Annotated in this window: 9 protein-coding genes; all 9 read left to right on the top strand. The window is 33.7% G+C overall.

Annotated elements, in window-relative coordinates:
• The first annotated feature begins 52 nt into the window (after positions 1-52).
• Genes ABNT22_RS03825 through ABNT22_RS03865 form a run of 9 tightly spaced genes read left to right on the top strand, consistent with a single transcriptional unit; the run spans position 53 to position 13930 of the window.
• Positions 53-2419 carry a hypothetical protein gene (locus ABNT22_RS03825; RefSeq protein WP_348727222.1) on the top strand — a complete coding sequence of 789 codons (2367 nt, stop codon included), beginning with the start codon at positions 53-55 and terminating at the stop codon, positions 2417-2419.
• 36 nt (positions 2420-2455) lie between these two features.
• Positions 2456-3586, top strand: coding sequence for a hypothetical protein (locus ABNT22_RS03830; protein WP_348714300.1), 1131 nt, complete (start codon positions 2456-2458; stop codon positions 3584-3586).
• Positions 3587-3597: 11 nt separating this feature from the next.
• Complete coding sequence (locus ABNT22_RS03835; RefSeq protein WP_348714301.1) at positions 3598-5409, top strand: hypothetical protein; 1812 nt, start codon at positions 3598-3600, stop codon at positions 5407-5409.
• Between the two features lie 2 nt (positions 5410-5411).
• Complete coding sequence (locus ABNT22_RS03840; RefSeq protein WP_348714302.1) at positions 5412-7142, top strand: hypothetical protein; 1731 nt, start codon at positions 5412-5414, stop codon at positions 7140-7142.
• A 1-nt stretch (position 7143) separates the two neighbouring features.
• Positions 7144-7800, top strand: coding sequence for a hypothetical protein (locus ABNT22_RS03845; protein ID WP_348714303.1), 657 nt, complete (start codon positions 7144-7146; stop codon positions 7798-7800).
• Positions 7801-7803: 3 nt separating this feature from the next.
• Entirely contained in the window at positions 7804-8508 is a 705-nt protein-coding gene (locus ABNT22_RS03850) for a hypothetical protein (protein WP_348714304.1), read from the top strand.
• A 15-nt stretch (positions 8509-8523) separates the two neighbouring features.
• Positions 8524-10476 carry a hypothetical protein gene (locus ABNT22_RS03855; RefSeq protein ID WP_348714305.1) on the top strand — a complete coding sequence of 651 codons (1953 nt, stop codon included), beginning with the start codon at positions 8524-8526 and terminating at the stop codon, positions 10474-10476.
• An 18-nt stretch (positions 10477-10494) separates the two neighbouring features.
• Positions 10495-12450, top strand: coding sequence for a hypothetical protein (locus ABNT22_RS03860; RefSeq protein WP_348714306.1), 1956 nt, complete (start codon positions 10495-10497; stop codon positions 12448-12450).
• 13 nt (positions 12451-12463) lie between these two features.
• Positions 12464-13930 (top strand): hypothetical protein, encoded by a 1467-nt coding sequence (locus tag ABNT22_RS03865; RefSeq protein ID WP_348714307.1) that lies wholly within the window; start codon positions 12464-12466, stop codon positions 13928-13930.
• Positions 13931-13947 lie beyond the last annotated feature (17 nt).

Raw genomic sequence — 13947 nt, forward strand, 5'->3', positions numbered from 1 at the left:
CATGGGAGGTACCGAAGTAATTTTACATCGTCAACAAAAAACTTACTCGGAAATGAAAACTACACCACCCATGTATCAATGGAAATTATTCTATTGTTTTGTTTTTACGTACCTATTATTATGTACAATTCAATTAAATGCTCAGAACTTTAGTGGATTAGAAAACAAAAAGCTCAATAAATTAGACGATGTTACAGGATTGTTAACAGGTTTAATTTCGAAATTAGATGGAAAGGTTGAATCTGTCACAGTCACTTATGATAGTGAGAGAACCTTAAAACTTAGCATTGCTTATACTGGACTAAGCAACGCTTATTTTAAAGCAAGCGTTTTAGACGCTCAGAAAAAGCAATTAAAAGGAACTCCTAAGATAGAATATTCATTAGAAGGAAAAACGAGTCCTTTAGAATTAGAATTTGCACTTTCAGAAGATCTTCCCGAAGGGCTTACATTAGACTCACCTTACTTAGAAATCAAGTTATCTAAATCTAAAAATGAATTCGTAAAGAACACCAATTTATATAACTTAAATAAGCAATGGAAAACAGATGTTAATCCAGAAAACATTACTATTCAAGCGGTTTTAGATCCTATTGGAAGTGCCGCTAATTTAAAAGAGAATAATCAGAAAATTATTATTCCTAAGAAAAAACCGCAGATAAAACTTAACTATAACAAGGCTATTTTATCAACAATTAGAACAACTCCTACAAGAACTTTAACACCTACCGTCAATAAAAATACCATAGACGGTACTTGGGTAAATACAAACGCGAATACCAGAAGTATTACCAAAGTGGTAGTTTCTAACAATGGTAAAAACGTTAGAGTGTATGGTAAATGTAGTCCTAGAGATTGTGATTGGGGAACAAAAACGTTATCACCTTTAAGAGGATTAAATATGTATAGAGCTGTTTTTGATAGTAGAATAGCTACCTCTACCTTTACATTCACGTTTAATAAAAACTTATCGGCAAGACATACTAGAAAGTATAAGTCCCAATCAAGAGTTAAAACGACTACAGAAACGTTTAAGAAACTTCAAATTTTTATGCCCATTTATACTGGGATAAGAACTACTACAACTTCAGGAGGAACCACACAACCAGAAGAAGATAAGACACCACAAGGACCAGATAACAATCCGATTTCATTGTGGGAAGATTTAGTGGCGGATAATGATTTTGAGTTTCCATATGAAATAACCAATATAAGAATGGATGTATATCCTGACAAGAATTTAAAATCAGGGGTATTTTATTACTTGCCAAACGCATATCATTTAAGATGGAATGCAGATGAAAGATATAAATTCAGAATGTTATACGGAGAAGCTTCAGAAGGAGATAATGGAGCGAATGTTAGAATGGTGGGTACATTAACACCAGGAATTAGTTCAAAAGAAATTGCACTTATTAAAACATTATTAGAGTCATATGTTAAAAGCAATACGAGCTATAAGTTTACCGATTTAAAGATTATTCCAATTCAATCTGCACCGAAAATTTCACTTTCCTCTGGTTTAGAAGGACAGTATGATATTTCTTCAGATAAAATAAATGTAAACGTAACATCTTCTATCTCTAATCCTATTGACATTTCTTGGGTTACAGACACTAAAACAAAAGAAGAAATTCAAGTGGCTTTATCAGAAGGAGTAGGAGTGCAAGGAGCAATGACACTCGTTCCCGATAGTGAGTCTGTACCAGAGCAGTTAATTCCAGTTAGAATTACGTTAGCAGATAAAAGAACTTTAGGAAAGTTTATGTTACAGCCAAATTCATGGAGAGATAAAAAATGGAAAAATGAAACGCAATTTCCATTAAAGCTAAAAATGATTCATGCATTAATTATAGAAAAACAAGGAAACAAGACAATTCCTATAGTTTACTCATGGAGTTTAAACAATGTAACTGTACCTGCAAAAGCAAGTGTTGAGTTTGACACATCAAAAATGCCAAAGTGGATTGAAACCAAAGGAAAAACAGAACAAATTTGGATTGACTATAGCATTGATGATTGCCCTAGTTGTGTAGATGAAATTATTGAAGAAATATCAAATGCAACCTCTTTGTTAAATAAGGAAATAGCTTTTGAAAGTGTTGGGGTTTTCGAATCTATAAAGCCAGCTTTTATGAAAATTAAAGTTAGAACGAAACAGGCAGATCCAAAAGGAAAAACAGTAATAGAGTTACCAACTATTCGAATAGATAAAGACATGGAGGTGTTTTCAACCGGACCTTTATATCTTAAAAAGGAAGATACTCCAAATTTCGAATACCAAATTACCGTGGTAATGCCCGATGGAGAAGTTCATAGATCAGATAGCTGGATTTTTTCAGATGAAGTAGACCTCATTTTAGGTTCAAAGATTTTAAAAGAGAATATTTCAAGTTTAAATACAACTCCTCAAGACTAGTAAAAAACAGTATACATCACTTCTAAATTTTTAATCATGAAAACCCATCACAGTTTTTTCATAGCACTACTATTGCCTATATATATGGTTTTTGGACAGCCTAATTTAGCATCAAAACAATTGGTTGATAGTGTTGTAGTGTATCAAGATTTCTATAAAAAAGGAGTGTTTTATTATGCGCCATATGGTTTGGAGTTGATAAAATCAGAAGAAGGAAAACCTAGTTTTAAGTTTTTACAAATAAGATATACAGGTACTAGGGCAACAGCAGATCAAGGTACTAAAAGATTTAGAAGTTTAATCCATTTTAAAGTTGTACAACACATACCAACTAAAGAAAGGTTGGCCAGAGTTAGAGAATTTTTAAAAAACTCAAACAAAAATATCAAAGAACTGCAACCAATAGCGGTAAGTAATTTGAAAGCTTATTTAACTCATGGAGCAAGTGACTATAATGATACTATAACAAACAAAGTATCTGGAGGTTTTTTTGAGAATAGCCAAGATGAATCATCTGCCACCAATTGGAAAGAACGTGATTTTACAATAAGACTCTCAGAACATGATTCGCAAATTTTTTGGAGCACCTTACAGGGAGAACAACCTACGTTAAGCGTAAACTACACGTTTTCTGCAAAATTTCTAAACGCTGACGCAACTGAGTTAAAACTAACAGGAAATGGAGACTTAAGAAAAACTTTAGAAGAAAGTTTGTCAAGTATAGATTCAACAAAAACAAACAACCTGTCTGAACAAATATTTAAATCGGAAGCTCTTAATATTCAAATAGATACCCAAAAGTGGCCTGATTTATTAAAAAGAGTTGATATCAATCAACGAACAATTCCTCCAGATTATGCAGCACTAGATATTTACTGTTTCGATTTCAACAATGACATTGCAGAAGGAGTATATGCAAAACGTATAGAAATAAAAGCGAAAGGAGTAAGTGGAAGCGATATTGTTTTGAAAAAAATGTTCAAAGCAAATGAACCAGAAGTTTATGCACAAACTATCCGTTTTACGCATGCAGTAAAACTAAGTGAACCTTATGAGTATCGAATTACTACAATATTCACAGATGGAACTTATGAGCGAAGTAAATGGAAAGAGAATGAATCTTGGCATGAACGATTGGATATAACACAGAAACCAAACAATCAATAAAAAGAATAATTATGAACACAAAAAGAAACATTATAGCCTTAGTAGTTTTACTGTTCGTAAGCCTTAGCATGCTTGCAACGGTAAAATATGATGAAGGTAGAGTGCAAATTGATGGAATTCAATTGTTGCAAGATAGTGAAGATGAAAATGCATATTACTATTTAACACGATTTGTAAGACTCTCTCAAAAAGAAGATGGAAGTTTTGAGTTTTTATGTATTAAGTATGTAGGAGAAGACGAACAAGCTAGTGGAGGTATTTTTCATGCTTTAGTAGAGTTTTCTTTACCAAAAGAAACAGTAGATGCTGTAGAAGCTAAATTGAAAGAGAAAGTAGGGGAGAATGCTAAAATTGTTGGACCGGTGCCTATGCGTCAGTTTACACAAGAAGGAGATAAAGGTATTGGTAAATTTGATGTAGTATCATCAATTTTAACGAATACAGAAGGAGAAGATGCGTTTACTTCCAATATTTTAACCTCAGGGTTTGCACCACTTCTTCCTAATTCAAAAGCAGCAATAGCGGCTAAATTGAATCCAGCAGGAGCAACATTACTTTGGGAATCTTTAAAAGGAACTACTTCAGATGTATCAGTATCTGTTCATGGATATTATGAGGCCGTAGTAAAAGGTTATAACGCCACCGTAAGTGCAGAAGCAAGTACCATTTATACTCACTATAGTAAGATTAAAAATTTTCAAGAAGGATTTACGCGCGATCAAATGCGAAAAATAACCAATCAAATGATTCAAGATCAAGTATTGAATGTAGAAGTTTTTGATCGATCAGAAGGATTGGGAATAGATACAAAAGATATGCAGGGTATTGTAGATGTTGTAACTGAAAAATTAATCGAATTAATGTTCGATACCAAAACAGGTTGGGCTCAAAAACCAACTGAAGAAGTTGCGGTAGAGGCAAATCAAATTAAAGGAAGACAAAAACGAGGATGGTTTAGTAATGTTTTTGGAGGGAAGGACAATACAGAATATTATTCAGATAATCAGTACGTAGTAAAGAGAAGAGAAGATGTTAGAATGAATAAGTTTTACTTAAACTTAAGTAAATCAACAACGATAAAAGTACCAATTCATACTTCAGGAAACATTGGAGGTATTTATGAAGCAATGAAAAATGATGATCGCTATTTTAAAGTAGTCAATTTAGCTGATTCAGACTTTCAAAAAAGAACGGTACACTTTCAAATAGATGGTGGATTTACGGATGCTTTCAATGACATTTTAAACTCTGTGTCTGTTTCTTTCAGAAAAAAGTACTCGGAAGAAACTGATGATGCTACAGGTGACTTAATGTTTACTGCAAAGGATTTAAAAGAAGGTAAAGATTTTAAGCAAATCATTTATCCGAGACTTGGAATTGCTGGAAGTGAATGGCTCGATTATAATTATAAGATTAGTTGGAATTTAAAAGGAGAGCCTAAGCCTATAGAAATTCCAAGAGGAGTAGGTATGTGGAAAACAGACAATACTTCATTAATGACTCTGGTTCCACCTTTTAAAAAGAAAAATGTTGAAATAGATGCAGATGTAGCTGGATTTAAAGAAAGTGGTATTCGATCGGTAGTTGTACGATTCATGGTGGTGTTGAATAAGAAACCAACTACAATACGCACGCTAGTGGTTCGTGAAGGAAGCACACAAAATACTTCCAAAGTAAAGTTATACCATGATGAGGGTGAACCTATCGCATATCAAGTAACCTGGTATAGTAAAAAAGGAAAGCTTGTAGAAGGGTTGAAGCAACTTGAAGAAGACTATTTATTCTTAGTAACTCCTGAAGCAGAAGATTTTAATAGAGAGTAATTATGAAAACGATTATCACATATATTGCTTTACTATGCTCTATTTCAATATTTTCTCAACAAATTTATATTGATCAAGGAACTCAGGTAAATGGTTTATGGTGTTTTCCATTACACAACGATACCAATACCTATCTATATCTGCCTACTCAGGCAAGGTTGGCTTTAGATGAAGAAAAGCATCCTAAGTTTTCATTTATGAGATATATCACTGAGAAGCCTTCAGAAGACAATGCCAATAGTGTTTCAGAAGCAGGAGGTGGAGGTATTCTACATTTTTTAGTGTTATACGATACACCGCAAGAGCAAATTGTAGAGGCGGAAAGGCAGTTAAAAGAAAAGTTAGATAATGATGAGGTAATTATCAAAGGACCTATCATTTTTGAAAGTGCCTCATATACTTTGGTCTCTTCTATTTTAAACAAAGAGAGTAAAGAAAGTGAGCGAAAAATACTTTCTGTAGGAACCGCTCCTGTTATGGAAAACAGTAGAATAGCACTTTCCTTTGAAGTGAATCCGTTAAACTCCAAATTACTGTTAGAGAGTTTTAAAATGGATACACCAGACATCTCACTGATTTTTGATTTACAATTTTCAGGACTTTCAGAAGCATATGATGCTACTTTAGAAATTGATTGGTCTGAAGTAAAAAAGAGCAAAAGTTTTGGCGCAGGGGGAAATGTTTATTTCGTTAGTGCTGATGTGGAATTGGGCTTGGATGAACTTTTCAAAGACAATAGCATAAAACTTATTACGAACGGAAGTGATGATAAAATGGAATCGCTTTTAAATACCGTATATGAAAAACTATTAGAATTAATGTTTGAACCAGTTCAGCCAGCAATTGTACCAGAAGCAGAAAGAGCTGGATTAATGGATGCTTTAACAGCTATGGTAGGTCCAGATGGGCCATTATCAAGCGGAAATACTTTCAATTTCGGATTGAATGCTTCATTTCAAATGAAAGAATTAAGAGTTGAAGGACAATCAAGATTGTTTTTTAAAGGACGCTCAACAGTAGATCGTCATCATTTTATCACTTTTAATATTGGCGATTTACATCAAACCTATGGAGAAGATACACGATTCTTTAAAGATGTACCTATTTGGGATCCTGCATTTCAACAACGTGAAGTTTTTGTAGGAGTTGATGGAGAACTAGAAAAAGAGTTTGAGAACATGTTGAATAGTGTTACGCTATCGCTCCGAAAGAAACATGCCAATGGAAATGAAACTTTAGCCGAAGTATTTATTAACAAAGAAAGTTTTAAAGACTATGATGGAAATCTTTCCATGAGATATTTAAATCAAGGAGATTCTATAAGAACCGATTGGTTAACCTATGAATACAGAACTGTGTGGAAGTTTAAAGGAGGAGGTAGCTATGAGTCTGATTGGAATCAGGAGAATGGAGCTATGGTAAATCTATTTACTCCATTTGAAAGAAAAACAATCTATTTAGATGGTGATTTATCCTCTATGAAAGATCAAGAAGTTCGAGCAATATCCATTCAAATTAAGTATCCATTTTTTAATCAAGTTAAGAAAGATCGAATGACCATACGTCCTACAGATAAGCTGGATGAAAAATCATTTGAAATCACCTTACCCATAACCATTGAAGAAGTAGACTATACCATTACATGGTTAAGGAAGAATAATCCACCTGTGTCTAAAAAAGGTAAAGATAAATACGGGTTAATTTTTATTGATGAACTACCTAAAGAAGAATAAGATGAGAAGAGTAATAATCATACTAATAATGAGTCTGTTTAGCTCATTGTTATACTCGCAAAGAATTTGTGAAAAGACGAGAGAACTTGTTCGATTATCGGGTAATACAACAGTATATCTATATCAAGAAGTAAGCAATAAGCAAGGATTTTACTATGTGCCTGCTGAAGTACAATTGCTTAAGAAAAATGGAAAACCAGCATACTCTTTTTTAGAATACGGGAAAGGAACTCCAACTGGAGCAATTCTTCATTGTATGCTAAGTTGGGGATTGGATAAAAAACAATTGAATGAGTTGAAAAGATACGTACAAAAAAAACATGGAGAACAAGCTAAGCTATTGGGAGGTGTTCATTTAGAAAGTGTCAACAATGAATTGATAATAAGTACTTCAAAGCCTTTAGGAGCGATTTTTAAAAAATCATTAAAAAGTAAAGGGTCTTTACCAACAATGCCTTCAGGTAAAATGGCGGTTTCATTTAGAATGAATACATCAGATGCCAAGCTAGTAAAGCAGGCAATAAAGAATCCTTCAAAGTTTAGAGGAGTACAATTTAGAATGAAGTACCACCTAATTACGTATAACTGTCGTTCTGCGATTAAAGCAGCTAAAAAATCAAGTATTCAAATAGAAGGGAAACTTACCAAATGGTTTTAAGTTATGGAAGCACAGAAAAAATATACAATACTACTGTTTAGCATGTTATTGTCACTTTGTTTCAATTCATATGCAAGTAAAAGCGATGTTTACTTTGTTTTTTATGCAACAATAAATGGAAAAAGTGGGCATGCTGGTATTGCAGTTGACAATTACAAAACAGTTGTTAAAGAGTACAGGAATGAAAAAAATGAACTCGTAAGAAAATATGAAAAGCTTAAAACAGGAACCTTAACCTACTATGACCTGTGGCCAGAGAAAGACGATTTCAATGCTCAAAATGTAGATAAAGATGTAAAAGCTAAATATTTTAAACTTCCGAAAGCTACTTGGGAGGAACGAATCACTGTAAACTCTTTAATTACCAAAGGTATTCCACATGAAGAACATTACCCAGTTGATGGGTTGCTTAAAATTTCATCTACCTCTTCATCGGATGAGATATTAAAGAACTATATAGAAGAGCTTATTGATGAAAACAAAGCCTTTAATGTGAGAACATTTAACTGCGCAGACTTTGTAGAACTCATTATAGAAAAACTTTGTGCATGTGAAATCTATGCAGAAGAAGCAATTCTATTTAGAAAATCAACAACACCAAACAAACTTTACAAAGCAATTGAACAGCTTAGAAATACAAGCATTTTAAAAGATGGGAGTAAAAAAGCTGAGGGATCATTTACACTAGAACGATTAATCAAACAATAATTAAAATTAGAAATTATGAAAACTGTAAAACGAAAATTAAATAAACTATTACTTATGAAAAACATAGGTAAGATGTTGATCTTTATTTTAAGTGTCCATTTCACTCAAGGACAAGTAATAATGGATTCACAAAATAGAGTAGATGTTGTATTAAGCGACGGAACTCAGGTTGTAATGTACGGAAAAGCAAAAACTAGAAATAGATCTTTTTCAAGTGAATATGTGTACCTACCTACCAATCTACACTTATCAAAGCGTCCAGATGGAACACCAGAGTTTTTATTCTTAAAATATACAACTGAAGAAAGAGAAGATGCTGGAGGAACACAAGGAGCCTTAATGCATTTCTTAATGGAATGGGGGTTAACGCCACAACAAGAAGCAGAAGCACAAGTTAAACTAAGGCAAAAAATAGATCAGCTAAATGAAAACCCAAGAAGTAAATACAAAAGAGTAAAGAATCCAGTAATTATAGGAGCAGCGGATGTTTCTGTAGAACAAGGAAACTCATTTAGAATCATCTCTTCTGTATTAACAGATGATGGAATGGCAAAAGTAGTTGCAGCAGGTAGTGCTTCTCCATTACCAGGTGGGAAAATGGCCGTTGCAGCAAAGTTAGATAAGAATGCTGCGCAATTATTGGCGGCTACTTTTGAAAAGAATAGATCTATAACCGATGTTTCATTAGAGCTAAGTTTTAAATATGATGTGTTGTTTCCTGCAGTAGATGGAATCATTATTATCGACTGGAAAAAAGTGCAAAAATCATACGAAAGCTTTCGTGCAAAGTATACTCGTAATGATAGAGATACAAAAAGCGGAAAAGATGATAGATATACCTATAACGAAGTACAACAAATCTATGATTACATGATGGAAAGTAAAGCGGTAGTATTTAATATAGATAAGAATACCACTGATGATGAAACAGTAGATAAAATTGTAGAAAGTTTTATGAATGTATTTACAGAAGCACTAACTGATAGAGATACAGAAACACCACCAGCACCTCCATCGGAAGAAGAGAAAGCTAAGAATCCAAATATTAAGCATGGAAGTAACTATGTGTATAACCGAAGCAAAGCAGAAAAGAGATTTCAAAGATTAAGAGAAGTTTATAGGTTAAAGTATAGAATAGCTATTTCAAAACACTTTCCATTAACAGGAAACTTGGGTTCATGGTACGATGCGGTAAGAGATAATCCGAAATGTGTATCACATGTTAATCTAAACGAGGCATTTTTCAGACATAGAGATATCAACTTAATTTTAGATGTAGAAGCAAAAGATATGTTTGGTAAAGAGGTAAACTATGTAACCGTAAATGTTAGAAAAAAACGAAACAAAGGAAATGACTTTCAAGACCAAATTACCATTGATACAGAGTATTTAAAAAATAAAGGAACAAGAGCTGCATTGACCTATGCTAGAGGAGAAGATAAAAATCCAGATGTATATGAATATAAAATGCAGTGGAGCTTACGTGGAGGTGAAGTTTATCCTAAAGATCCAGATTGGACTGTTGGAGATTGGGAAGGAGTTTCATTAGCTGCTCCAGTAAGTCCTAGAACTGTTGAATTAGAGGCAGACATCGATGAATTAAAAGACAGTGACATTGTTCGTGTTACCGCGGCTATAAGATACTTTAAGTTTGGTAAAGAAGTAGAAACCAATATCCCATTAACAGTATCAAAAGAAACCCCTTTAATTACAGAAACTTTCTTTACAGATAAAGATACCAAAGGTTATGCTTATCGATTAATTTTCACACATAAGAGAGAGGGGAAATTAGCGCTTCCGTGGGAAACAAAAATCAATGATGACTATATCTATGCTTCAATCCCTGAAGAGTTTTTAGATAAGGAATCAGAGATATTTAAAGAAGCAAAAGAAGCTGGAAAAGATATTATTAAAACCGCTAAAGAAACGGTGTTAGATAAGTTCAAGGATTTAATAAAAACAGAATAAAATTAAAATAAAAGAAAGATGAAAGTCATAAAATATATAAGCATATTTCTAATAGCATTGTTGTATAGTTTTTCAGTACAAGCTCAAAGAGATTTCAATATGCAAATCGTTTTAGATAAACCAGTAGATGCTGGAGAATTAAAACTGTTTCCAGGAGTAAAAGACAAGGATTCGTATTGGTATTTACCGAACAAATTACGTTTAGCTAAAAACGAAGATGGTACACCAAAATTATCATTTGTAAAATGGGTACACAATACTACCAATGGAACTAATGAAGGTATTGGTGGAGGTGTGTTGCACTGCGTATTCGGGTTTGAAATTACCGACGAAGAATTGACAGAAGCAAGAAAGGAACTGCGAAAAATTAATGGTAGTGGGAAAATAGTAGGTGCAGTAATCTATAAAAGTGGAACGGTAGCAGTATCGGTGCCAAAAATAAATGATCCAGATAAAGAAGAGATTGTAGCAACGAGTCCTGCACCAACTATGGAAGGAAATTATGTGGCTGTGAATATGCAATTAGATAAGCGTTCGGCTTCTTTATTATGGGACTCTTTTGATACACCAAATCCGCTTGTTACGTTTAACTTTAATATGGTTTTATCGGGATACAATTCTCCTATGGAAGCAAAAATTACCATGAATAGAGAGCAGGTATATGATAGTCAAAGTTTTCAAGCAGGAGTTGCCACTCCTTGGTTATCTGCTGAAATAGGTGTTTTTGTAGAAGAGTTAATTGATAATGGAGCTATAACTATTGAAAAAATAGGAGAAAACTTTAGTATGAAAGAAGCTATTGATAGAACCATTCAAAAAGCAACAGAAGAGTTTTTTACACCATTAGGAAGTTCACAAGGACCGAGTTTACAACAATTAACATCTACGGTAAACTCCCAGAATAATAAAAGTTTTTTAGATAGAGCAAGCGATTTGTTAAACACTTCTCGTAGAGATGCAAGAACTGAACGTGATGCGGTAAGAAGAAGAAATGAAGCAGAAAGAGCGAGAACAGAACGTGAGAATGAAAGAAATCGAACTTCTACAACAAGACCTAATAATGAGCAGCCAAGAGATTCATTAGTAGCAGAAACACCAGGGAATGTTAGACCTGGAGATTCAGAAAGAGCAACTAACGGACGTGCTCCACAAACACCGAATTTAGAAGAAGAACCAAGTGTTCCTTCAATTGCAGTGGTAGCTTCTTATGTGGTAAAGAAAATTAAAATTTCAGGGAAGAAGGTAATCACATTTAAAGAAAGTTATCCAACTACCATTCCAATGCCTTTTGGAGGTAATTTAGGAGTGAGTAGAAATAGCTGTCCGAAGTGTTTTGTTGAAACCAATTTAGATGATCCAGTTTTTAAACAGAGAGAAATTTTAACCTTATTAGATGGTTTAAACGCAAATGATTTTGATAAGTATATCAACTACGGAACGGTACAATTGCGTAAAAAACATGAATCAGGCGAATACACATATGATGAGGTTAGAGTTACACGTAAAAACTTCAATCAAGAAGGTAATTTATTCAAAATGTTATATGGATGGAAAGGAGATAATGCAAGAGAAAAATGGTTTGATTACGATTACAAAGTAGCTTGGAGTTTCTTCGGAGGAAATAATTTTGAAACCGATTGGGAATCTACCAATAGAAGTGCTATTAATTTGGCGCCTCCTTTAAGCAGAAAAATAGTAACCATTGAAGCCGATAAAGATTTGTTAGCAGATGCTAATGTTAGGGCAGTAGATGTGAAACTGTACTATAGTTTGGGAGGTAAAGAGCAAAGAAAACAATTTACTATTAATCCTAAAAAAGATATAGTAAATGGACAAATAGAGTTTATGCTTCCAGATGGAAAACAAGAATATGATTATGAAGTAACATGGAGATTATGGGGTAATCAAGAAAAGAAATCAGGAAGAAAAACAACAAGTTTTGAAACATTATATGTTGATGAATTACCAAACTAAAATCTTAAAAAAAATGAAAAAAGTAACCATAATTTTTATACTATTTTTTGGGACACTATCATCGAATATAGTTTCTCAAACTACAGACAGAGCTTTAATAGCAAGTAAGCTAGAATTCTTTTATTACGACAATCCAAGAGTAGATAGTTTGATTGGAGTAAATAATACACAAGTAGCAGCAGGAACAGAGAATGGAGCTTTTTGGACGAATGCTAATACAGGACCTTTAAGAACTTTTGTTAGAGCATTATTAAAAGATCCAAGCAATGGAGGAGATCAATCATTACAGTATTATACTGCTAAGATGTTACGATTGAATAGCAGGAAAATAGCGGTGTTTTTATGGAATGATTTAACCACATTCAACCAATCGCAAGTTCCTTCTAATATACACAATCCTAGACCAGATAGTCGAGGTAGAGTTTGGCCACATGCATCGCACTGGACAACGAGTCAGCAACCAAATTGGGGAGGTTATATGGATATTGGAATTTATTACATTAACAGAACTTCAAGAGGTACTGCACGAGCTAACGGACAGGCTTGGTTAAAAGAAACATTTTTACATGAATTGATGCATGCAGAAGACCAAACGAATTCGTTACCCCTTCCTTTTTATGTAGATGGACACTGGTATCATTACGGACAAGATGGAACACATTTTTATACCGAAGCTGTTCCTAGCAAACGATTTGCTTATATGGAATCTATTGCGCACGTAGCACCTTTTTATTACAACTTTAGTTTGTTTGAACATCATTTTAATTGGTTTACCTCAAACGGAACTATTAGGGTAGAACGAAATGCACCTCCTCAATGGAGAAGGTGGATGGCACAAATCTTTGGAACATACAGCGGGCATGTATGGTTGTATGATGAGATTCGAGAAGCGACAGGAAGTAATGGAACTAACATAAACTCTAGTTATAGAGGATATAGAATTCAAGACATACCACCTAAATTTATCGTGCATAACGAAACAATTATGGGAATGATTATGACCATGACTTCGATGCATGTTGCCGAGATAGACCCGTTTATGTGGGCTGTAAAAACATTTAATACAAGGATATCTGCAAACCAAAGTCAAGATCCTTTTGCATTATTTATTGAAATATTTGCTGAGGGGATGTTGCAAGATGGAGAATCGTTTTCCGCAATTAAACAAGAGTTAGCTTCAAGAAACTATTCTTCGGCAGACGTAGATACTCCTTACACGTTCATATTACCTTTAGCTTATTCCGATTATTTCTCTGGCTATACAGCTACAAATAAAAATGACTTTAAACAGATGTTTAATAATGAATTGGATTCTGATTTAGTTGACATTTATTGGGATCATTTCAAAGATAGAGTAAGAACAGGAGTTCCAATTCGTAGTGGAAGAAGTTGGACTGATATGACAACAATAGCAACTCAATGTGGAGTTAACCAAAGTTATCTTCCTGGTACCAGCGGAAGAAGGTACGAAGGAAACTAACTTTTGATTGATTGTTT

This window comes from Tenacibaculum sp. 190130A14a (assembly GCF_964048965.1).
In the GTDB taxonomy this organism is placed as follows: Bacteria; Bacteroidota; Bacteroidia; order Flavobacteriales; family Flavobacteriaceae; genus Polaribacter; species Polaribacter polynesiense.